Annotated in this window: 25 protein-coding genes; all 25 read right to left on the bottom strand. The window is 41.6% G+C overall.

Going from position 1 to position 23347, the window contains the following annotated elements; genetic code table 11:
• Nucleotides 1-85: 85 nt before the first annotated feature.
• The 25 genes from MHI16_RS08300 to MHI16_RS08180 all read right to left on the bottom strand — a co-directional run bounded on the left by MHI16_RS08300 (nt 86) and on the right by MHI16_RS08180 (nt 23340).
• Nucleotides 86-1783 (bottom strand): proline--tRNA ligase, encoded by a 1698-nt coding sequence (locus tag MHI16_RS08300; RefSeq protein WP_058013975.1) that lies wholly within the window; start codon nt 1781-1783, stop codon nt 86-88.
• Nucleotides 1784-1862: 79 nt separating this feature from the next.
• Nucleotides 1863-3128, bottom strand: a complete 1266-nt coding sequence (gene rseP, locus MHI16_RS08295) for an RIP metalloprotease RseP (protein ID WP_106055909.1) — start codon at nt 3126-3128, stop codon at nt 1863-1865.
• Nucleotides 3129-3134: 6 nt separating this feature from the next.
• The gene (gene dxr / locus MHI16_RS08290) at nt 3135-4286 is read right to left on the bottom strand and encodes a 1-deoxy-D-xylulose-5-phosphate reductoisomerase (protein ID WP_058013976.1); all 1152 of its coding nucleotides are present in this window, start codon (nt 4284-4286) and stop codon (nt 3135-3137) included.
• A 39-nt stretch (nt 4287-4325) separates the two neighbouring features.
• Entirely contained in the window at nt 4326-5120 is a 795-nt protein-coding gene (locus tag MHI16_RS08285; RefSeq protein WP_058013977.1) for a phosphatidate cytidylyltransferase, read from the bottom strand.
• A 12-nt stretch (nt 5121-5132) separates the two neighbouring features.
• The gene (locus MHI16_RS08280) at nt 5133-5915 is read right to left on the bottom strand and encodes an isoprenyl transferase (RefSeq protein WP_034662319.1); all 783 of its coding nucleotides are present in this window, start codon (nt 5913-5915) and stop codon (nt 5133-5135) included.
• Between the two features lie 129 nt (nt 5916-6044).
• Nucleotides 6045-6602: a ribosome recycling factor gene (gene frr / locus MHI16_RS08275; RefSeq protein WP_003212469.1), complete on the bottom strand. Its 558-nt coding sequence runs from the start codon at nt 6600-6602 to the stop codon at nt 6045-6047.
• Between the two features lies 1 nt (nt 6603).
• Nucleotides 6604-7326, bottom strand: coding sequence for a UMP kinase (gene pyrH / locus MHI16_RS08270; protein ID WP_003210919.1), 723 nt, complete (start codon nt 7324-7326; stop codon nt 6604-6606).
• Nucleotides 7327-7460: 134 nt separating this feature from the next.
• A complete protein-coding gene (gene tsf, locus MHI16_RS08265) occupies nt 7461-8342 on the bottom strand; it encodes a translation elongation factor Ts (protein ID WP_058013978.1) in 882 nt (293 codons plus the stop codon).
• Nucleotides 8343-8433: 91 nt separating this feature from the next.
• On the bottom strand, nt 8434-9168 hold the full coding sequence (gene rpsB, locus MHI16_RS08260; protein WP_003212093.1) for a 30S ribosomal protein S2: 735 nt from the start codon (nt 9166-9168) through the stop codon (nt 8434-8436).
• Between the two features lie 155 nt (nt 9169-9323).
• On the bottom strand, nt 9324-9863 hold the full coding sequence (locus MHI16_RS08255) for a hypothetical protein (RefSeq protein WP_058013979.1): 540 nt from the start codon (nt 9861-9863) through the stop codon (nt 9324-9326).
• A 21-nt stretch (nt 9864-9884) separates the two neighbouring features.
• Nucleotides 9885-10652, bottom strand: a complete 768-nt coding sequence (locus MHI16_RS08250) for a FliA/WhiG family RNA polymerase sigma factor (protein ID WP_012009976.1) — start codon at nt 10650-10652, stop codon at nt 9885-9887.
• A gap of 24 nt (nt 10653-10676) precedes the next feature.
• Nucleotides 10677-11177 carry a chemotaxis protein CheD gene (locus MHI16_RS08245; protein ID WP_003212153.1) on the bottom strand — a complete coding sequence of 167 codons (501 nt, stop codon included), beginning with the start codon at nt 11175-11177 and terminating at the stop codon, nt 10677-10679.
• Nucleotides 11177-11803 (bottom strand): chemotaxis protein CheC, encoded by a 627-nt coding sequence (locus tag MHI16_RS08240; protein WP_342498156.1) that lies wholly within the window; start codon nt 11801-11803, stop codon nt 11177-11179. The genes MHI16_RS08245 and MHI16_RS08240 overlap by 1 nt, the downstream gene beginning before the upstream one ends.
• Nucleotides 11804-11815: 12 nt before the next feature.
• Entirely contained in the window at nt 11816-12277 is a 462-nt protein-coding gene (locus tag MHI16_RS08235; protein WP_003211606.1) for a chemotaxis protein CheW, read from the bottom strand.
• Between the two features lie 24 nt (nt 12278-12301).
• Entirely contained in the window at nt 12302-14329 is a 2028-nt protein-coding gene (locus MHI16_RS08230; protein ID WP_058013981.1) for a chemotaxis protein CheA, read from the bottom strand.
• A 5-nt stretch (nt 14330-14334) separates the two neighbouring features.
• The gene (locus tag MHI16_RS08225; RefSeq protein WP_169056518.1) at nt 14335-15408 is read right to left on the bottom strand and encodes a chemotaxis response regulator protein-glutamate methylesterase; all 1074 of its coding nucleotides are present in this window, start codon (nt 15406-15408) and stop codon (nt 14335-14337) included.
• Nucleotides 15405-16310: a MinD/ParA family protein gene (locus MHI16_RS08220; protein ID WP_058013983.1), complete on the bottom strand. Its 906-nt coding sequence runs from the start codon at nt 16308-16310 to the stop codon at nt 15405-15407. The genes MHI16_RS08225 and MHI16_RS08220 overlap by 4 nt, the downstream gene beginning before the upstream one ends.
• Nucleotides 16307-17422 (bottom strand): flagellar biosynthesis protein FlhF, encoded by a 1116-nt coding sequence (flhF, locus tag MHI16_RS08215; RefSeq protein WP_058013984.1) that lies wholly within the window; start codon nt 17420-17422, stop codon nt 16307-16309. The genes MHI16_RS08220 and flhF overlap by 4 nt, the downstream gene beginning before the upstream one ends.
• Nucleotides 17422-19455, bottom strand: coding sequence for a flagellar biosynthesis protein FlhA (flhA, locus tag MHI16_RS08210; protein WP_058013985.1), 2034 nt, complete (start codon nt 19453-19455; stop codon nt 17422-17424). Before flhA ends, flhF begins: the two co-directional genes overlap by 1 nt.
• A 29-nt stretch (nt 19456-19484) precedes the next feature.
• Complete coding sequence (gene flhB, locus MHI16_RS08205) at nt 19485-20573, bottom strand: flagellar biosynthesis protein FlhB (protein ID WP_058013986.1); 1089 nt, start codon at nt 20571-20573, stop codon at nt 19485-19487.
• Nucleotides 20570-21349, bottom strand: coding sequence for a flagellar biosynthetic protein FliR (gene fliR / locus MHI16_RS08200; RefSeq protein ID WP_012009967.1), 780 nt, complete (start codon nt 21347-21349; stop codon nt 20570-20572). Before fliR ends, flhB begins: the two co-directional genes overlap by 4 nt.
• Nucleotides 21350-21355: 6 nt before the next feature.
• Nucleotides 21356-21625 carry a flagellar biosynthesis protein FliQ gene (fliQ, locus tag MHI16_RS08195; protein ID WP_003211206.1) on the bottom strand — a complete coding sequence of 90 codons (270 nt, stop codon included), beginning with the start codon at nt 21623-21625 and terminating at the stop codon, nt 21356-21358.
• Between the two features lie 16 nt (nt 21626-21641).
• A complete protein-coding gene (fliP, locus tag MHI16_RS08190) occupies nt 21642-22307 on the bottom strand; it encodes a flagellar type III secretion system pore protein FliP (protein WP_007499580.1) in 666 nt (221 codons plus the stop codon).
• Nucleotides 22300-22959, bottom strand: a complete 660-nt coding sequence (gene fliZ / locus MHI16_RS08185) for a flagella biosynthesis regulatory protein FliZ (RefSeq protein ID WP_058013987.1) — start codon at nt 22957-22959, stop codon at nt 22300-22302. The genes fliP and fliZ overlap by 8 nt, the downstream gene beginning before the upstream one ends.
• A gap of 18 nt (nt 22960-22977) precedes the next feature.
• Nucleotides 22978-23340, bottom strand: a complete 363-nt coding sequence (locus tag MHI16_RS08180) for a response regulator (protein ID WP_007499584.1) — start codon at nt 23338-23340, stop codon at nt 22978-22980.
• Between the last annotated feature and the right edge of the window lie 7 nt (nt 23341-23347).

The following is a 23347-nucleotide window of genomic DNA, read 5'->3' as shown; positions in this document are numbered from 1 at the left end:
GTTCATCCAAGACAGGACCCTCCTTTTGTCAATCAGAAAGGTACCTCTTTTCTACAGGAGGTACCTTCATTTTTTTGTTCGTTTTTTATGCTTGGCGTATAAATGAAATCAGCTCATCAACAGATACTTCATGTGATTCACCTGATTTTCTAAACTTCACTTCAACAATGCCTTCTTCTGAACGTTTTCCGCAGCTAATGCGAATTGGCAGCCCAATTAAATCACTGTCTGCAAATTTCACTCCAGCCCGCTCCTGGCGGTCATCGAAAAGTACGTCAAAGCCCTCATCTTCTAAGCGCTCGTATAACGTTTCAGCTAGCTCTTTTTGAGCATCGTTTTTCATATTTAATGCAAGGAGGTGAAGGTCATATGGCGCAACAGCTTCTGGCCAAATGATTCCTTTCTCATCGTGATGCTGTTCAACAACTGCTGAAAGAGTTCTAGAAATACCGATACCATAGCATCCCATAATCATTGGCTGTGCTCGACCATTCTCATCAAGGTACGTCGCATCCATTGACTCAGAATAACGAGTGCCTAGTTTAAAGACTTGTCCTACTTCAATCCCCTTAGCAAACTGGATTGTGCCTTCTCCATCTGGAGAAACGTCTCCTTCTTGAATCAAACGAAGATCTGTGAATTCTTTCACTGACACATCACGCGCAGGATTGACATTGACATAGTGATAATCCGCTTCGTTTGCACCTGCGACAGCATTTGTCATGCCTTTAACCGCAAGGTCGGCATAAATATCGACTTCTGCTTCCAGCTTCACTGGACCAACAAATCCAGGCTCTGTTCCAATGACTTCTAGTACTTCTTCGCGAGTAGCAAGCTCTACAAGCTGTGCTCCTACCAAGTTTTTCACTTTCACATCATTTACTTCATGGTCGCCTCTCGTCAGGATGAGAACATACGCATCATCTGCTTTAAACAAAACAGACTTGATACAAAGAGAAGGATCAACTTCTAAAAATTCAGCGATGTCTTGAATCGTTTTTGCTTGTGGTGTATGGACTTTTTCAAGTTCTTTGAAGTCCGCAGGATTTGCTTCTTCTCCTTGATATACAGCTTCAGCCATTTCGATGTTCGCAGCATAGGAAGATGTGTCAGAGTATGCGATTGTATCTTCTCCTACTTCTGACAGTGCCATAAACTCATGTGTATCTTTTCCTCCCATTGCACCAGAATCTGCAATAACTGGTCTAAAATTAAGACCTACTTTTGAGAATACATTGGAGTAAGCTGTAAACATCTTATTGTATGTGTCATCAAGGCTTTCTGGTGAAGAATGGAATGAGTACGCATCCTTCATAATAAATTCACGTCCGCGCAGCAGCCCAAAACGCGGTCTCTGTTCGTCGCGGAATTTTGATTGAATTTGATAAAGAGTTAAAGGAAGCTTCTTATACGATTTTACTTCGCTGCGTACGAGTGATGTAATCACTTCTTCGTGCGTTGGGCCAAGTGCGAACTCACGGCCATGACGATCTTTCATACGCATCAATTCTGGACCGTATGTATACCATCTTCCTGACTCTTGCCACATTTCTGCCTGCTGCAGCACTGGCATTAACAGCTCAGCTGCTCCCGCCTTTTCCATCTCTTTGCGAACGATGGATTGAATATGCTGGATGACTTTATGAGCAAGCGGGAGATAATGATAGATTCCGCTTGTATTTTGTCTAATGAACCCAGCTCTTACTAAGAGCTGGTGACTTTTTGCCTCAGCATCTGCCGGCACCTCTCGAAGAGTTGGTATGAAAGTCAGGGATTGTCTCATGTCGTTACACCTCATTTATGAAATAGGACTTCTCACAAAAACTCTTGTTTCCCGTAATGAGAAACAAGAGACATTGGTTTTATAAAAATAATCGCTGGATGTCATTCCACGTAACCACTAGCATTAACAGCATGAGGAATGCAACACCGATAAAGACAACAAGTGCTTCTTTCTCACGATTAATTGGTTTACCGCGAATGGCTTCAACAAACAAGAATAGTAAACGTCCTCCGTCTAGTGCAGGAATCGGCAATAAATTCACGATACCTAAGTTAATACTAAGGAACGCCGCAAACTGCATTAATGTTAACACACCTTGCTTGGCTACTTCTCCTGTCATGTCATAGATTCCAACAGGACCTGCTAACATATCTAATGAAAATTGTCCTGTGACAATCTTTTGCAAGTTCGTTAAAATCAAACCTGCTGTTGAAATCACAGTTGTTCCTGAGGATGAAATAACCTTCAGAAATCCATTTTCCGTTGGCGGATAAGAGCCAAAACGGCCAATGTTTTTTCCGTCTGCTTTCACAGCTTCTGGTACAACCTGTACAGTGCTTTCTTTGCCATCACGGTCAATGACGACATTCATTTTTTTCTCAGGGTTCTTTTGAACGGTTTGAACAACGTCTGTCCAAGAATTCATTTTATCCCCGTTAATGGACACGATGTGGTCTCCCTGCATGAGTCCAGCTTCTGCTGCGCGGCCGTCTTTCGTCAGCTTGCCGAGTACAGGGTCATCAACGGTGACCCCTTGAATAAACCCTAAAGCAACTAAAATCACATACGCCAAGATAAAGTTCATAATCGGTCCAGCTGCGATCGCTTTAATACGCTGCCATACCGTTTTTGATCCAAATTGGCGATTGTACGGTGCGATTTGAATCTCTTCACCATCTGCAATATAAAAGCTTGTTTGACTCACATTGTAGCCAGTCAAAATATCTTCATTTCCAGCTTCATATCCTGAGATTCTCATGGCATGATCTAAATCAATCTGCTCCACTTCGATGACAAGAGCATCAGGATATTTTTCTTTATCATTTAAAATAATTTTTTCTACTTCATTTTGCTCATTGAATAAGAGCCCCACTGTATGACCTGGTTTAATTTCAATGACTTCAGGGTCCTCTCCTGCCATTTTAACAAATCCGCCAATAGGGAGAAGTCTAATGGTATAAACGGTTTCCTTTCGTTTAAAAGAGAAAATCTTCGGTCCAAAACCAATTGCGAACTCACGGCATAAAATCCCCGCTCGCTGCGCCATAATTAAATGGCCAAGCTCGTGGAAAAAAACGAGCGTTCCAAAAATAATAATAAACGCAATCACTGTATTCACGAACATACCACCTTATGTGAGGATTGATTGAACAAAGTCTCGTGTATCTTTGTCCACTTCATGGATATCTTGCAAACTAGGCGTTGAAATCACATGATGTCTGTTTAGTGCCTTTTCAATCAATTCTTCAATTTGCAGGAACGTTACTTTGCCTTTCAGAAATGCATCGACTGCCATTTCATTTGCTGCATTGAGCACAGCAGGCATTGTCCCTCCTATTTTACCTGATTCATAAGCAAAATGTAAGCAGCGATACCTGTCAAAATCCGCTTTTTGGAAATTCAATTGTCCAATCTCCCAAAGGTTCAATGATTTCGCTTCTGGTAATGGCGCTCTGTCAGGGTATGTGAGTGCATATTGAATGGGCACTCTCATGTCAGGTGTCCCTAACTGAGCCATGACGCTTTTGTCGTGAAATTCCACCATCGAATGGATAATGCTCTCTTTATGTAACAGCACATCAATTTGTTCATAAGGTATATCAAACAACCAATGTGCCTCAATCACCTCGAGCCCTTTATTCATCATCGTCGCTGAATCAATGGTGATTTTCGCCCCCATTGACCAGTTTGGGTGGTTCAGCGCTTCTTCAACCGTAACACCTTCAAGTTCAGTTCGTTTTTTATCTCGGAAACTACCACCTGAAGCTGTCACGATTAAGCGTTCAATGTTTTTAGCTTGTTCACCTTGCAGGCATTGAAAAATAGCGGAATGCTCACTATCGACAGGAAGTAAAGGTACATCATATCTTTTCGCGTACTCTTTAACTATATGACCAGCTGTCACAAGTGTTTCCTTATTTGCGAGTGCAATCGTCTTTTTTTGTTCAATGGCCTTTAATGTTGGAACAAGCCCGACACTTCCGACAAGGGCATTGACCACAACGTCCACTGCATCATAGGTCGCTGCTTCGATGTTGGCTTCATCACCAGCAGCCATCTTGACATCGTATTCAAATGAATGACCTTTTAGCGTGTGATAAGCCTCTTCACTTAAGCATCCGACAAATTCAGGCTGAAACTGTTCAATGATTGGTATGGCCTTGTCTACATTTCGGCCAAACGTCATGGCTTTTAGCTTAAATTTGTCTGGGTGCTGCCTAATCACATCTAATGTTTGTTCTCCAATTGATCCTGTTGCGCCTAATAGCGAAATATATTTCAAATTGCCACTCCTTCTCTCGTTCAATAAGTTTCTATGAGGTTAGCTGGCAAACGTTGCGAGCAATAAATATAAAAACGGCAGAACGAATAAAAAGCTGTCAAACCTGTCCAAAATCCCGCCATGTCCAGGGAGAATTGTCCCTGAATCCTTCACGTCGTAATGACGCTTTAAAGCAGATTCCACAAGGTCGCCAAGCTGCCCAAAGATACTGAGCAAAAGCGTAATAAACATAACAAGCAGATATGATGGCAAAAATCCTGTAACCGCCTGAAACACAAATGACAACACGACCGCTGTGACGATTCCGCCGATAAATCCTTCTACTGTTTTGTTTGGGCTGATCTCTGGCCAGAGCTTTCGTTTCCCCATCGATTTCCCAATAAAATAGGCACCTGAGTCAGTGGACCAAATAATCACTGCTGCGAAGAAGATCGCACTCATGCCATATAAGCCTCTAATTTGGATAAAATAATAGAAACTAACGCCAATATATAATGTCGCTAAGATCACAAAAGCAACCTCATCGAATGTGAAAGAGTTTTTGCTCAACACTGTATAAGTTAAAAGAATTAAGACTGCAAATAAAGCAATCTGCATTTTTGATGCGTCTGCGTTCGGGAAGAAGCTGTTCTCTCCGCCCATTAAAAGCCAAAGCAATATTAAGCTGACAATACCAGGAAAGCTGAAAATCGATATCTTTTTCATTCTTAGAAGCTCAAAGAGAGCGACACTTCCCATTAAGTAAATCAGCAGGGTAAATGGCATCTGTCCATATATAACTGCAAGTAAAAAGACTGCTGCTGCCAACACACCCGTCAAAATTCTTTGTTTCATCTGCACCACCCTCTAAATTCCACCGAACCTCCGGCCGCGGCGCTGGTATTCTCCGATAGCGCCTATAAGATGCTCATCAGAAAAGTCAGGCCAAAGCACATCCGTAAAGACAAACTCGCTGTACGCAATTTGCCAAAGCATAAAATTGCTTAATCTAATTTCTCCACTTGTGCGAATAAGCAAATCCGGATCTTGAAGAGATTCTGTCATTAAATAAGCTGAAAACATCTCTTCTGTGATGTCTTCTGCTTGAAGCTTACCTTCTTTGACTTTTTCAGAAATTTGTCTGCACGCGGAGACGATTTCTGTGCGCCCTCCATAGTTGAGCGCAAAATTCAAAACGAGTCCGTCATTATTCGCCGTACTCTTTACTGCGTTCTCTACCGCTCTTTTCGTATGCTGCGGGAGGCCGTCTGGATCACCTGTTAAGCGCACACGGACATTTTCCTCGATGAGCTCGGGCAGGTAGATGTTCAAAAATTCCTCAGGAAGTTTCATTAAAAAGTCTACTTCTAATTTTGGACGTTTCCAATTTTCCGTAGAGAAAGCATACAAAGTCAGCACTTTGACATTCAGCTCATTTGCAAGCTTTGTCATGCGCTTGACGACTTTCATTCCTTCATGATGTCCTGCTACCCGCGGAAGAGCACGTTTTTTTGCCCATCTTCCGTTCCCATCCATGATAATGGCGATATGTTCAGGAATTTCTCCATTTAATATGTCTTCTTTTGTCAGACTTTCTAAGTTGGAAGCTGCAGTTTGCTGATTCTTCCAATTTTTGAGTATATTGAGCATGAGATTCCTCCATCACCCAAAAAGGTTGCGTTTCCGCTAATAATATAGTCACCAACAGTATTAACAAAAAAACCCCCTGTAAACATGAAGAGGGTCTTTTCACTATTATCTATTGTACATAGTTTTTTCTTAAACTTCCATGATTTCTTTTTCTTTATCTTTCGTCACGTCATCAATTTTAGCGACATATTCATCTGTCAATTTTTGAACATCCTCTGTTGATGATCTTAATTCATCTTCAGTGATCTCACCATTTTTCTCGAGCTTTTTCAACTCATCGTTTGCATCACGACGAACATTACGAACAGCTACTTTTGCTTCTTCTGAATATTTTCTTACCACTTTCACAAGCTCTTTACGTCTTTCTTCTGTTAGTGCAGGAATCGCAATACGGATCACATTTCCGTCACTTGTTGGCGTGATGCCAAGATCAGACTTTTGGATCGATTTTTCGATATCACCGATAGCTGTTTTATCATAAGGTGTGATAATCAGCATACGTGCTTCTGGCACTGTGATTGACGCAATTTGGTTAAGTGGTGTTTGTGCACCGTAATAATCAACCGTTACTTTATCAAGCAATGAAGCATTTGCTCTGCCCGCACGAACAGTTGCAAGTTCACGTCCGTATGCTTGAACGGCTTTTTCCATTTTTTCTTTCGTTTGGTTCAATACTTCTTTTGACACGTTATTTCCCCCTCACAATCGTTCCAATTGATTCGCCATTTACGGCACGTTTAATATTTCCTTCTTCCATAATAGAGAATACGATTAATGGAATGTCATTGTCCATACATAATGAGGACGCAGTAGAATCCATTACTGCAAGCCCTTCTTTTAGCACATCAAGATATGAAAGCTTGTCATATTTTACTGCATCCGCATCTGTACGAGGATCAGCACTGTAGACACCGTCTACATTATTTTTCGCCATTAAAATGACATCTGCTTCAATTTCTGCTGCACGAAGTGCTGCCGTTGTATCTGTAGAGAAATAAGGGTTACCAGTACCTGCAGCAAAAATCACGACACGTTTCTTCTCAAGATGACGGATCGCTTTTCTTCTTATGTATGGTTCTGCAACCTGTCTCATTTCGATAGAAGTTTGTACCCTAGACTGAATGCCAAGCGTTTCTAGGCTGTCCTGTAGCGCGAGTGAATTCATCACTGTTGCCAGCATGCCCATATAGTCTGCTGTTGCACGGTCCATTCCTAAGTCACTACCTGTCTTACCGCGCCAAAGGTTTCCTCCGCCTACAACAACTGCAACCTCTACATCTAGCTCTGCAATTTCTTTTACTTGCTTTGCAATTGAATGAATGACAGTTGGGTTAATTCCATTTCCAGCATCACCTGCTAGTGCTTCGCCACTTAGCTTCAGTACAATGCGATTATATTTCGGTTTGCTCATGATAACCTCCAAGTGTAAACTATACCGTCTCTTATTATGCGTAAGAAACTGCCTTTTGTAAATCAATATCCTCTAAAAAATAGGGAACACAGTGCTTGTGCTCCCTAAAAAAGCCCCAGAGAGCTTTTCAAACATTATTTTTTCACTTGGCTCATTACTTCTTCAGCAAAGTTGTCTTGACGCTTCTCGATGCCTTCGCCCACTTCATAGCGAACATAAGTTTGAATGCTTGCGTTTTTCGCAGCTACTACTTGTTTCACTTTTTCATCTGGGTTTTTAACGAAAGCTTGGTCAAGTAAGCAAATTTCTTCGAAGAATTTGTTTAGACGGCCTTCTACCATTTTAGCTACTATGTTTTCAGGCTTTCCTTCTTGAAGCGCTTGCTGCGTTAATACTTCGCGCTCACGGTTTGCTTCTTCTTCTGACACTTGGTCACGAGAAATATATTTAGGGTTTACAGCAGCAACGTGCATTGCGATGTCTCTTGCAAGCTCTTCGTCAGTTGTTCCGTTAAGAACAGCTAACACACCGATGCGTCCGCCCATGTGTAAGTAAGAACCGAATGCTGCGTTATCTTCTTTCGTGATAACAGAGAAACGACGTAGAGTGATTTTCTCTCCGATTTTCGCAATTGCAGATGTGATATGCTCTTCAACTGTTGAACCGTTTTCCATTTTAGAAGCATGAGCTTCTTCAATTGTTGCAGGTTTAACAGCAAGCAAATGATCAGCAAGTTCGTTAAGAAGTGATTGGAACCCTTCGTTTTTCGAAACGAAATCAGTCTCAGAGTTCACTTCTAGGATCACGCCTGTGTTGCCGTCAGTTTTGATAAGAGTTAATCCTTCTGCAGCAATACGGTCTGCTTTTTTCGCAGCTTTTGCAATTCCTTTTTCTCTTAGAAGATCGATTGCTTTGTCAATGTCACCATCAGTTTCTGTTAACGCTTTTTTACAGTCCATCATACCTGCACCAGTTTTTTGACGCAGTTCTTTAACTAATTGAGCAGTAATAGCCATTTTACATTTCCTCCTTCTATGTTAAAACACGGATTACTAGGTGAAAAAAAGGTGATAAAAGGCATTTCCCTCTTATCACCTTTTGAATAGGTTACGCAGTTGTTGTTTCAGTTTCTGTCGTTTCTTCTACAACAGCTTCTTCTTCGCCTTGTTTAGACTCAAGAATCGCATCTGCCATTTTAGCAGTTAGAAGTTTTACAGCACGGATTGCATCATCGTTTGCAGGGATCACAACATCAATTTCGTCTGGATCACAGTTTGTGTCAACGATACCGATGATTGGGATATTCAATTTACGAGCTTCTGCAACTGCAATACGCTCTTTACGAGGGTCGATAATGAAAAGTGCATCCGGAAGACCTTTCATGTCTTTGATTCCGCCTAGGAATTTTTCAAGACGTTCTAATTCTTTTTTCAGTTGAACGACTTCTTTCTTAGGAAGAACATCGAATGTACCGTTTTCTTGCATTTTTTCAATATCTTTTAAACGTTTGATACGTTTTTGGATTGTTTCAAAGTTTGTTAAAGTTCCACCAAGCCAGCGTTGGTTCACATAGAACATACCAGAACGGATTGCTTCTTCTTTCACTGAATCTTGTGCTTGCTTTTTCGTACCAACGAAAAGGATTTTTCCTCCGTCAGCAGCAAGGTTTTTCGTGAAGTTGTAAGCTTCCTCTACTTTTTTCACCGTTTTTTGAAGATCGATGATGTAGATACCGTTACGCTCTGTAAAGATGTAACGCTTCATTTTTGGGTTCCAACGGCGTGTTTGGTGACCGAAGTGTACACCAGCTTCTAGCAATTGTTTCATAGAAATAACTGACATGTTGTTGCCTCCTAATATAATGGTTTTTTTTCCTCCGCTTAAGTCATGTTCACATAAAACTGCGCCACGGCAGCACCTTCATACGAATCATTAAGCGTGTGTATTTAACACCAAGAAATAATATAACACATGATGGACTGACAATCAAGAATCCTTTACAGCTTTCCACTAAATTTTAATAAAAGCTCGATTTCTGTCTTGCCAGTTTTCAGTTCTTTCGCTATTTCTTCTAGCGAATGCCCTTTGTCATATAAGGTCTTCACTTGATCCTCGAATGTTTCTTCTATTTCACTTTCAGAAGGCACAGAAGCTTCTGATTCAAAATGTGGAACGGGTTCGTTTACCTTCTCTTCCTGCACTTCTACCTCGCTAAGGAGAGCCGACAAGTGCTCTGGGACTGGATCTTCACTTTCTACCGATTGCTGGGATTCAATTGGTGTTTGTGGCTGCTTTGGTGTCTGAAAATCCGATTTCAGCTCTTCAGCAGAAAAATCAGGGGAAGCGGCTGCCACTTTTGATAGTTTGTCATTCTCTTCTTTGACTTCCATCAAAAATGCAGCCAGGGTATTTTCCGTTTCTTCTAGAAGTTCTCGCTGCTTTTGTTCAGTTGCCTTCAGCGAATTCATTCTCGTATATAAAATGATCACAAAATAAATAAGTGCAGCATGAAGCATGAAGCTAATCAGCCATAACATATTTTTTCACTCACTAACTCTTTAAGATTGAATGGCTTTATCAAGCAGATGCTTCAGCTTGAACAATGCCTTTGAATGAATTTGCGAAATGCGTGAGGTCGATAAATTAAGCACGTGACCGATTTCCGTTAACGTCAGTTCCTCTTTATAGAATAGACTGATCACGAGCTTTTCTTTTTCCGAAAGCTCGGTCATTTTTTCAGCGAGCTGTTCTATTAATTCATCTTTCAGCATCTTTTCTTCAGGTGTCACAGTTTTCTCGTCGCGAATCATGACTTGGACGTTTTCACCGTCTTCTTGATCATGCAGCTTCTCGTCGATTGAAAGCAGATTTGCAAAGAAACCTTCATTCATTGTTGTGACAACATCCTGTTCACTCATGCCAAGTTCCTCTGCCACTTCTGTCGGCGTCACATTTCGTAAATAACGTTGTTCAAGCTTTTCAATAGCCGCTTCTACTTTTTTTGTTTTTTCTCTTGATGTACGAGGCAGCCAGTCCTCTTTACGAAGACCGTCGATGATGGCCCCGCGGATTCTGAAGGATGCATATGTATCAAACTTCAGATCTCTTCCGGGGTCGAATTTTTCAAGGGCATCATATAAACCGAGCATCCCTAGACTGATCAAGTCTTCTTTATGCACTGACTTCGGGAGACCGATGGAAATTCTTCCAACATGATATGTGACGAGCGGCATATAGCGGCGCATAAGATCATCTCCAGCAGCTGGGTCTTTCCACTCTTTCCATCTAGCCCATAGCGCCTGATCTTCGTAATTTAAGGATTGCATCTTTCTCCCCCTATACTTCCTTAGTTATATCTTCATAATGCCTTGCTTCACAGTGCGGATCTCAAGCTCTGTCGTAAGCGGATCAAATTCAATCGTACGGCCATTGTTCCCGCCCGTATCCTCACTAATGATCGGGATGCGATAAAGAGACAGATGTTCTTTAACAGCTGATACGTTTCTAGGTCCAATTCTCATTAGATCATTGGTTGACTTAAACTTAAACATTTCTGCGCCACCAGCAAGTTTTGCCTTTAGCGCATGTTTGCGCGCTCCTTCTTTAAGGAGCAGATCAATTGTATGCTTGACACCTGTATCTGCATATTTAGCCAAGTTCTCCACTGCCCCTTTTGCAAGGGATGAGTCTGGAAGCATGACATGGACAAGACCTGCCAGTTTTTTTTCTTGATCAAACAGAACAAGCCCTACACAAGAACCAAGTCCGGATGTCCGAATGCGGTCCGGTGTTTTCACAAGCTGAACATCCGCTATACCAACCTTTACAACTGCCGGAATCTGAACGTTCATTACAGGTTACCTAATGCTTTGAATAGTTTTTCAAACGATTCAAAGTCTGGTAATAGAAACATATTTCCTTTCAGCTCTTGCTTATTTTGATCATCAAAAATCGATGTATCAATCACAATTGCCTGATCACCTAGAGGGCTGAATTGTATTAACCCTTCGCTAATGACAGCCCCGAACATATCGAGCGTAACATCTGGAACACTTGGGTGAAGCTGCAATTTTGTTAAATCGGCAAGGGCTGATAAATAAGAGCCTGCTAAAATATTTCCCAGCTCATGTAGTGCTGACGTCCCCATCACATGCTCGTGAATAGTATCAATATCAAATGACGGATCTCGTACAAGCTCTCTTACGAATTGCTCGGCTTGCTCAAAGGGCATAATGAAAAAGATTGAGCCGGATAAATCTCCTTCCATTCGCAGGAAAATGCTTGCAACTGGGAGGTCTGCACCGCCAAAGAAATCCATTAATTCTTCAAACGAGAGAACCTTGACAAACGGAACAGCCATATCTATTTTGCGATCCAATAGGCTGGCAAGAGCAGACGCGGCGTGGCCTGCTCCAATATTCCCAACCTCTCTTAATACATCCAGCTGTTCATCTTTTATTTCATTGAAAATGCTCATTTCACATCCTCCTTAATGAACAGGTGCATCTTGAACGCTCTTGTCGAGGACAGCACCAGGATGAATGATATTAAATAGACGCTGATCATGCTTAATGATACCTGTCACCCATGATTGTCCTTCTTTTTCAGCTGATTCAGGAGAAGATTCTACTTCTTCTTGATGAACTGTAATGACGTCATTTGCTTCATCAACAATCCAGCCGACTTCAATGTCACCAACTTGTACAATAATCATTCTTGTTTCATCTGTAATTTCGTTGTCACTTGATCCAAGTCTCACTCTAAGATCGATGACAGGTGTCACGACACCGCGCAGATTAATAACACCGCATATATAAGGGGCAACGCCAGGGACTCTTGTCGGCTGCTGCCATTTTTCAATGGACTTTACTTCTGATACTGAAATGGCGTATTCTTTTTTGTTTACGATAAACACAATCATCTTTTCGCCAGTTTTGATATCTGTACTCATTTCAGACCGCTCCTCTATTGTTTTTTACTTGATCAGTGCATTACAGTCAACGATGAGTGCAACTTGACCGTCGCCTAGGATTGTTGCGCCTGAAATCGCAAACACGTTTGGCAGGTAATCTCCTAGTGATTTCAATACAACCTCTTGCTGACCAATAAATGAATCGACCACAAATGCTGTCAGCTTATCTCCTTTACGAACAACGATGATGTGCAGTTCTTCCTCTAATTCATTCGCATTTGGTACGTGGAATTGTTTCTTCAAGTACACGACCGGTACGATAAATCCTCGGAAATCAATCACTTCACGATCATGCGTTTGAAGGATGTCGCTTTTCTTAATGACAGCCGTTTCAATAATAGAAGAAATCGGAATCGCAAATGTTTCCTCTTCCAGTTTCACAAGAAGTACAGAAATAATCGATAATGTAAGCGGAAGCTGAATCGAGAATAGTGAGCCCTGTCCTTCTGTTGAGTTGATACTCACAGATCCGCCCAGTGATTCCAGCTTGTTTTTCACAACGTCAAGGCCTACACCGCGGCCAGAGATGTCAGAAATCGTATCAGCTGTAGAGAATCCTGCTGCAAAGATCAATGAATCAATTTGATGATCTTCAAGTGTCTCTGCTTCTCTTTCTGTAATAACGCCGCGCTCTAATGCTTTTTCAAGCACTTTCTTACGGTTAATTCCGCCGCCATCATCTTCTACTTCAATGAAGACGTGGTTTCCGCTATGATACGCCTTTAATAGAACGGTGCCTTTTTCTGGCTTGCCTTTTTTCACACGTTCTTCTGGCGATTCAATTCCGTGATCTAGACTGTTTCTAAGTAAGTGTAAGAGCGGATCTCCAATCTCGTCGATAACTGTTCGGTCAAGCTCTGTCTCAGCACCTTCAATGATCAGTTCAATTTTCTTATTCAGCTCTTTTGTCAATTGACGGATCATACGAGGGAATCGGTTAAACACCGTTTCAACAGGAACCATTCTCATGTTCAGGATGATCGATTGCAGATCTCCAGAAATACGTGTCATTCTTTCAACTGTGTCTGTGAGTTCATTATTTTCTAATTCTTTGGCAATCTGTTCTAAACGGCCTCTGTCAATCACCAGTTCTTCAAATAGATTCATGAGAGAATCGAGACGGTCAATGTTGACACGAATCGTTTTTGTTCCGCCGGCAGCTGCACCGTTATTGCCATTTGCTTTTGGCGCATCGTTTGCTGGTGCTTTCGCAGCAGGCACAGAGACTTCTTCTTTTTCCTGTTCAGGTTTTGCCTCTTGTTTTTCAGCTGGAGCCGCTTCTTCAAATGCAGAAACTTCTGAGATCTCAACTTGTTCAACTTCTGAGATCGTCATCACGATTTTCTTCACTTCGTCCATTGGTTGTTTAGATAAATAAGAAATACTGAATTCAGATTCGAAATCTTCTGATTCTAAAAGTTCTGCATTTGGAACTGTTTTAACGACTTCGCCTGCTTCGTTCAGTCTTTCAAAGATCATATAAACACGAACGGCTTTTAATAAGCATGCGTCGCTTAATGTTACATTGAGTTCATAACATTTAAAGCCTTGTTCTCTCGCTTCATCAAGCACTGTTCGTTCAAATTCGTTATAGTCTAAATCGTTAGCAGCCGCTGATACATCAGCTGTTTCAACACTAGGAGCTGCCTCAGCATGGCTTCCTGTCACATCTAACTTTTTACTAATCTCTGTGACATCGCGTTTCCCATCGCCGCCTTCTGCAATTGATTGAACCATTGCTTCAAGGTGATCAAGCGCTTCAAACATTGTGTCCATTGACTCAGGTGTGACAATCATTTGTTCATTTCGAATGGCATCAAACATGTTTTCTAAGTGATGTGTTAGCTGAGCCATATCAGCGTAGCCCATCGTTGCACTCATGCCTTTCAATGTGTGAGCCGCTCTGAATATATCATTCACTAGCTGCAAGTCGGTTGGGTTCTTTTCTAAATCAAGAAGTTTTTCATTACAAGTTTGTAAGTGTTCTCTGCTTTCATCTAAAAAGATATCTAAGTATTGGTTTACATCCAACGTGTTCACGCCCTCTCTTTATTCATGGAGCTTATAATTGCATGTGCGATGTCATCCACATGCCTTGTTTCATGTGCAAGGCCTGCTTTAATGACTGATTTAGGCATTCCGAAAACAACACATGATTCTTCTTTTTCTGCAATGACTTTTGTATGACCGCTTGCGACCATTTTTTTGACACCTTCTGTGCCGTCACTACCCATGCCTGTCATAATGACAGCGATTTTCTCGTAACCCTTTATATGACTGATGGATTCAAATAAATAGTTAACAGAAGGTTTGTGCCGGCTTTCTGTGTCCTCTGGAGACAGCCTGATGACTAAGGATGCCCCTTGTTCATGAAGTGACATATTCATTCCACCAGGTGCTATGTAAGCCACTCCATTTTTAGCGATGTCTCCATCTTGTGCTTCTTTAATCGAAATTTGAGATAAATGGTCTAACCTAGTAGCAAGTGATGCCGTAAATCCTGCCGGCATATGCTGCACAATCAAAATGGGTGCTTCTATGTCCTTGGGCAGCTTCGTGACGACTCGTTGAAGTGCTCTTGGCCCACCCGTTGATGTTCCGATTGAAATAATCTTTCGAAGTGAGCCGCTTTTTACTGCTTGCGGGCGAGGTGCAGCCACCGGAATCGGCGGCTTCATCACAGGCTTAGGAGAAACCTGCATTTCAGTACGTTTCCTTGACAGCCCTGCCGCAAGCACCCGTTCTACAATTTGGCCTCTTACTTTGTGTAAATCGAGCGAAATACTTCCTGAAGGCTTTGTCACAAAGTCAAAAGCACCAAGTTCTAAGCAATGGATGGTTAAATCCTTCCCTTGCTTTGTCTGGCTTGACACCATAATCACGGCAAGGTCGTGTTCAGCCAGAATTTGTTTTAATGCTTCTGTTCCATTTAAAACAGGCATTTCCACATCTAATGTGACGACATCTGGATTCAGTTCCTTGATCCGTTTTAAGGCATCTTCCCCATTTCGCGCCGTTCCGACGACTTCTATTTCTTGCTCGGCACTTAGGAAATCACTAATGAGCTTTCGCATAAAGGCCGAGTCATCTACTACAAGCACTCTAATCACGAGTCCACCTTCCTCCTTTTAAAAAAAGAGGACAACTTATCTATAAACGTATGCTGCTCTCTCTGTGCCTCTCTTATCTGCTGTTGATAAAGTGTTTCTGCCAGCATCTTGATCGTTTTACTTAGCCTTGAATGAGGCTGCTTCATATAAAATGGAATTTGTTCGGCCACTGCTTTTGGAACCGCAGGATCATCCGGCACAGCGCCAGCAAATACCAGTTTTCTGTGTAGAAATGATGTGACCACTCCTGCTAATTTTCTGTAGGTTTCAGACCCTTCTGACGGGGTTTTACACCGGTTGACAATGATTTGCACAGATTGTTCGAACTGATGAATCGCTAAGTGTTTAATTGCGCTGTAAGCATCCATGATCGATGTTGGTTCTGGCGTTGTCACAACCACTACTTCCCCTGCTGATAAAACAAAAGGCAGTTGATCTTTTGAAAGGCCAGCCCCCATATCAAAGAAGATACAATCAAAGTCGTGCATCATTCTTTCCATTTCCTCAAGAAAGAACGACCATTGATCTTTATCTAAAGAAAACAGCTGTTCAAGTCCGCTTCCGCCAGAAATGTAATATAGGTTGTTCGTTCCTTGAGTCATAGCCGCTTGGAAGGATTTCTTCCTGACAAGAACATCTAATATAGAGCTGGTCGATGTTTTCCCTAGTAAAATATCAATATTCCCCATACCAAAATCAAGGTCGATGACTAACACTCGCTTACCTGCATTTGCGATAGACAGTGCCATATTCAGCGTCAAATTCGATTTTCCAACCCCGCCTTTACCACTCATGACAGCAATGGTTTTTGCCTGTCCGCTTATACCAAGAGGAGCTGGTGGAATCGTTTGATTCTGCTGAACGAGCTTTCTTAAACCTTCTGCTTGGTCGGGCTTCATCATTGTAAGACCATCCTTGTTAATTCAAGAGGAGAGCCCTCAAGAATATCCTCAGGAACATTTTGACCATTTGTTAAAAAGCCAAGTCCAATTTGAGAGTTTGCAATGATTTGAAAGATGGTTCCCATCGTGTCTGTTTCATCTACCTTTGTAAAAATGAATTGATCGATTGGAACGTGTTCAAAGCGTTTAATCATGGCTTTCATGTCCTGATACTTCGAGGTCGCACTCATCACTAGGAAACTTTGAATGCTTTCATTAAATGGAATGATGTCTGTCAGCTCTTTGATATACGCTTCTTCTTTAAAGTTACGACCCGCTGTGTCTACGAAAATATGATCATACTCTTTAAAGGTCTCTTGAGCTTTCACAAAATCCTCTCTAGAATAACAAACCTCAAGTGGTGCATTGAGCAGTTCCGCATATGTTTTCAGTTGTTCGATCGCTGCAATTCGGTACGTATCTGTTGTAATAAAAGCGATTTTCTTTTGCTTCTGAATGGCCGTTTTGGCAGCGAGCTTTGCAATCGTTGTTGTTTTACCAGCGCCAGTTGAACCAAACAGCACAATGTATTTTGAACGTATCATCGGCTCATCAGAGGTGTGAGCCGGCAGCATATCTGTCAGCAGTTGTTCAAGTTCTTTATGAATTTGATCTTCCTTGACAGCACCCTTCGTTAAAAGACCTTTTAGGCATTCGTCTCGAATGGCATCATCAAGACCTTGATCCTTCAGCTTTTGATCGATTGCCATGAGAGAGTCTGGCAGAATACCAGCATGCCGCTCATTTCTCTCATATTCTAAAGGCTGAGCTTGAGAAGGTGCTGGTTTCACTGCCTCAGGAGCAAAAGGCGGCTCTTCAGGCCGGTGTTGAACGTGCTCCTTTTTCGGAAATACTGGAAGAGGAGGCGCAGGATGTCCACCTTTACCCGCTCTTTCTTCAAAATCTTGATCCAGCACTGCAATCACTTCAACCATTTGCTGTTTTTTTAAACCGAATAGCTTTCGTTTCACAACGGTTTTGGAATTTAAAATGACGGCATCCTTCCCAAGCTGCTGCCTAATTTGAATCGTTGCCTCCTGCATTGAATTCGCTATGATTTTTTTCATTTTCATTAGATATCCACCACTCCGATGCTCTGTACTTCCACATTTGCTTCTAGTTCGTTATAAGATAATACCGGTAAGTCCGGGAAATATCTTTCTAACAGCTGCTTGACGTACATTCTTATAGGAGGTGAGCACAATAGAACCGGCGTTTCCTGACGAAGCGAAAGCTGTTCAATTTCTCTCGCCACTGATTGAATCACACTTTCAGAGGATTCTGGATCTAACGATAAGTAGTTGCCATGCTCTGTCTGCTGTACACTGTCAGCAATCACCTTTTCCACTCGACCTGAGCATGTCACAACTTTGAGCGATTCATTTTCTCTCGCATATTGTGCAGTAATCTGTCTTGCCAGTGCCTGTCTGACATACTCTGTTAACAAATCTGTATCCGTCGTTAATTTTCCGTAGTCTGCAAGCGTCTCAAAAATGGTGACAAGATTTCGAATAGAAACTTTTTCTTTCAGCAGTTTTGCAAGCACTTTTTGAATATCACCAACTGCTAGTGGATTCGGGGTCACTTCATCCACTAAGACAGGATAACTTTCTTTCAGATGATCGATTAATTGCTTCGTTTCTTGACGTCCGAGCAGTTCGTGTGTGTTTTGTCTAATCTTCTCTGTGATGTGAGTAGACACAACAGATGCAGGATCTACAACCGTATAGCCGAGCATCTCAGCCTGATCTTTTTCTGCTTCTGAGATCCATTTAGCCGGAAGACCAAAGGATGGCTCGATTGTTTCGATTCCTTCAATCGGATCATCATCAGGCGTAGGCGACATCGCTAAGTAGTGATCAAGCAGGAGCTCGCCTTTTGCCACTTCGTTCCCTTTTATTTTTAGTCGGTACTCATTTGGGTTAAGTGCAATGTTGTCCCGAATCCGGACAACTGGAATCACAAGACCGAGTTCAAGGGCAAGCTGCCTTCGGATCATCACAATTCGGTCTAACAGGTCACCGCCTTGATTTGCATCGGCTAGCGGAATCAGACCATAGCCAAACTCAAATTCAATGGCATCCATTTGGAGAAGGTGAATGACGCTTTCGGGGCTTTTCATCTCTTCTACCTCTGCCTGTTCCTCTAGTACCTCTTCTATTTCTTCTTGATCCTGTTTGTTTTTTGACATCAAGTATGCGCCGAGGGCAAGTAAACCTGCGATCGGTCCTGTCAAAAGTACGCCGATTGGAGTAAACAACCCAAGAAGGAAGATCGTACCTGCTGTGACATAAAGCATAGCTGGGAATGCAAACAGCTGTTCAGTGATATCTGACCCAAGGTTCCCATTAGAAGCAGCCCTTGTGACGACAATCCCTGTCGCTGTTGAAATGAGAAGTGCAGGAATTTGAGAAACAATCCCATCTCCTACCGTTAATAATGTAAAGTGGGAAGCTGACTCTTGAATCGACATTCCTTGCTGAAGCATCCCAATAATAATCCCAAAAATAATATTAATAATAACGATGATAATACCTGCGATGGCATCCCCTTTGACGAACTTACTTGCCCCATCCATCGCACCATAAAAGTCTGCTTCTCTCGCTACTTTTTCACGGCGATTTCTCGCTTCACTTTCTGTCAGCATCCCTGCATTTAAATCTGCATCAATACTCATTTGTTTCCCTGGCATCGCATCAAGGGTAAATCTTGCCGCAACCTCTGAAACACGCTCAGCCCCTTTGGTGATTACAACAAATTGAATGATGATCAGAATAAGGAAGACCACCAGACCCACGAGTATATTTCCTCCAACAACAAATGAACCAAACGTTTCTACAACCTTTCCAGCGTCTCCAGTTGATAGGATAGAACGTGTTGTAGAGATGTTAAGCCCTAACCGAAACAGCGTTAAGAGCAAAAGCAATGATGGAAATATTGAAAATTGCAGTGGTTCTTGCATGTTCATTGTGGTGAGAAGCACGATAAGCGCAAGAGAAATATTAATAATGATTAAAATACTTAATAGCATTGGCGGAAACGGTATGACCAGCATCGCCACAATTAAAATAACACTGAATAAAACAGATAAATCTCTTGCTGACATGCCTGTTCTCTCCTTTTAAAACCAAAAATTCATAAAATCTTTTGTTTCGTTTTATAAACATATGCTAAAATTTCTGCGATCGCCTTAAAGTATTCCTCTGGCACCGCTTGGTCGATGTCGACCTGATCATAGAGTGCACGAGCGAGCGGCCGGTTTTCTACGGTCATAATATCGTGCTCTTTCGCAATCGTTCTAATTTTCAAAGCCAAAATATCTGTTCCCTTTGCCACAACAAAGGGCGCGTCCATTTTTTCTTCGTCATATTTCAAAGCAATTGCATAGTGAGTTGGGTTTGTAATGATGACGTCCGCTTTTGGGACTTCCTGCATCATCCGTCTCATGGCCATTTCCCGCTGACGCTGTTTAATCTTTGATTTTATGAGCGGGTCACCCTCAGATTTTTTATACTCATCTTTGATGTCTTGTTTGGACATCCGTAAGTTTTTTTCATAATCAAATTTCTGATACATATAATCAAGCCCTGCTAAGATCATGAGAGCACCTGCTGCATATAACCCCATAATCAAGGTCATATTTGCAACGAAATGAAGGGTTTCCTCTGCTGTTAATAAAGGAAGCCTCAGGATTTCGTCAAAGTGCATCCAAAGTGCAATAAATGTGGCAAAACCAATTAAACCAATTTTCAAAATGGATTTTAATAGCTCAACGAGGGCTCGAATACTGTATATTCGTTTAAACCCTTTGATTGGATCGAGTTTTTCTAATTTCGGTTTGATTACTTCTGTCGAAAAGAGAAAGCCAACTTGCAAATAGTTACTGATGATCCCTGCCAGCATACCAACACCAAGGATTGGCATGAGGAGGAGTCCTGTTTCCTGAAGCAATTCCACAAATAGTTGATGAATATTAGATGTGCTAACCTTCATTAGCATGGTTGTTGAATAAAAACGTTCAATGAGCGCAATAATACGCTCTTTCATAAAAGGCCCAATAAAAAAGAATGATAAAAAGATTAATAGAAATGAGATGGCTGTATTGACGTCGGTACTTTTGGCAACCTGGCCTTTTTTACGTGAATCTTGTCTCTTTTTCGGCGTTGCTTTTTCTGTTTTTTCACCTGCGAAAAATTGCAAGTCTAGTCTAAGCCTTGTCATCATGACGAACCACCGACCAATGCTAAGAAATTCCTCATGGTGAGTACAATCGTATCAAATGTATTTTGGACAACTCCGAAGATGACGCCCATACAGATGATGATCATAATAAAACTCACACCCATTTTAATAGGAAGTCCGACAACAAAAACGTTCATCTGCGGAACTGTTCGTGCCACAATGCCCAGTGCCAAGTCGACCAAAAACAAGCTGGCGACAACCGGTGCTGAGATTTGAAAGGCAATGATGAACATTTGGTTGAAGCTCTTTGCAATAAAATAAGCAAAGGATTCACTGCCGAAATTCAGTGCGTACTGATCAACTGCAATATACTGAAAGCTGTAATAGATTCCATCAAGCAGCAGGTGGTGTGCATTGGTTGCCAGCATCAATAGCAATGTGACCGTATAAAAAAACTGCCCCATCAGCGGCGTTTGTGCCCCTGTTTGCGGATCAATTACATTGGCGATCGCAAAGCCCATTTGAAAATCAATAAATGAGCCGGCAATTTGAACAGCGGACACCATGATATATGCAATCAAACCAAGTAGAAGCCCGACCATTGCTTCTTTCACCGCAAGCATCATATAAAGACCGTCTATGTCGAGTGCTGGCGGTTCCTTAATCGTGCTAAAACTAATTACAGCTAAAAACAGTGAGAATCCAACTCTGTGTACAGCCGGGATCGTTCTATGCGCTAAAAGCGGTACTGTCACAAAAAAAGCGGTGATTCGAATAAAAACTAATAGAAAAGCAGGGAATAATTCTATGATTGACATCGCTCGTTAACCTGCAAATCGATCTAAATTCGAGAACAGCTCTGTCGTAAAGGACACAATGGTTGACAGCATCCATGGACCAAACACAACAAGCCCAATAAGAACTGCAACAATTTTAGGAATGAACGCAAGCGTCTGTTCTTGAATTTGGGTTGTTGCCTGAAACACACTGACAATCAGTCCCACAATAAGAGCGAGCGCTAGAAGCGGCCCACTGACAAGCAATACCACATACACTGATCTTTCAGCCATCGTAATGACAAATTCTGAACTCATGTTTTAAGCACCTACTCTAAAAGCTTTGCAGCAAAGATTTAACAATCAAATACCATCCATCGACTAAAACAAATAACAATATTTTAAAAGGGAGCGATATCATAACCGGCGGAAGCATCATCATCCCCATTGACATCAGGACACTTGCGACGACCATATCAATAATTAAAAATGGAATAAAGATCATGAAACCAATTTGAAATGCCGTCTTTAATTCTGAAATCGCAAAAGCAGGTACCATCGCCGTTAACGGAATATCTTTTATCGATTCAGGTGTATCCATTTTTGCGTAACTAAGAAATAAAGCCAAATCCTTCTGTCTCGTATGTTTACTCATAAACTCTTTAATGGGCACTTCGGCTTTTTCATATGCCTGATTGAGCGTAATGTCATCATTTAAAAGCGGCGTGAGTGCCTCTTTATTAATCTCTGAGAACGTAGGTGCCATGATAAAGAATGTAAGAAACAAAGCAAGCCCTACAAGCACTTGGTTTGGCGGCATTGAGTTGGTTGCAAGGGACGTTCTAACGAATGAAAGTACAATCACAATTCGTGTGAAACACGTCATTAAAATGAGAATGCCTGGTGCAACCGAAAATACGGTTAAAAGTAAAAGAAGACGGACAGACGTGCTAATATTCCCTGCACCGCTGGAATTAAATAAATCGATAAACTCATTCATTTTGTTTCGGGCCTTTCTTTCTGACTTCTGATTGGGTCTTTTTCAATTCGGCTAGCTGCGCCTTCAAATTGGCTGAAAAAGAAGAAGTGGTTGGCTGATCCTGTTTCTTTATCTGAGATGTGAATTTTTGAACGATTTTTGGTAAATCTGTTTTGCTTTCCATCGCTTCTTCGTATTGTTGCACGATCGCTTCACATTCTTGTTCATCATCAATTTCTTTTAGTAGCTGGATTGAGTCCGCTACTCCGACAACTAATACTCGTTTTCCCACTTTGATAAGCTGGACTGAACGGTTTTGGCCAACCGTCGTTCCGCCAATATTTTCAACATAGCGAAATGGTTTAAGTAAGCGGTTTTGCTTACCAACAAATCTCACCAATCCATATATAAGCAGGATGACAAAAAGTAAGGCACCAATCATTTTGACAAAATCCATAATGGAGACAGAAGAAGAGGGAACTTCTTCTGCCGGAGTCGTTTGATTGTCAGTGGTTGTCTTTTCTGTATCCTTTTTGCTGCTCTTCTCTTCTTTGAGCCAGTCATTCACTGTGCCATTTTCAGGATCTTTCGTTTCAGCAAACAGTGAGGCAGGCTGTATCGTTAAGAAAAGCATAAAACTGATCATTGCTATACATATCAAACGTTTTTTCAACAAGTCTTACACCCTTTTTTAGCCTAACGTTTTATTAATTGCTTCAAGTACACGGTCTGCCTGGAACGGCTTCACGATAAAGTCTTTTGCACCTGCTTGGATCGCGTCAATAACCATTGACTGCTGCCCCATTGCAGAACACATGATGATTTTTGCAGAAGCGTCAATTTGTTTAATTTCTTTTAGTGCTGTGATCCCGTCCATTTCTGGCATTGTAATATCCATTGTGACAAGATCTGGAGACGTTTCTTTGTATTTTTCAACTGCTTGAGCGCCGTTTTCTGCTTCTCCTACTACATCAAATCCGTTTTTCACAAGAATATCCTTTATCATCATTCTCATGAATGCTGCATCATCTACGATTAATACCTTAGTAGCCATTTACTTA

Source organism: Bacillus sp. FSL K6-0923 (genome assembly GCF_038630825.1).
GTDB classification, from domain to species: domain Bacteria; phylum Bacillota; class Bacilli; order Bacillales; family Bacillaceae; genus Bacillus; species Bacillus pumilus.
The sequence above is the reverse complement of the archived record's forward strand: the minus strand, read 5'-3'. Positions and strand labels throughout refer to the sequence as shown.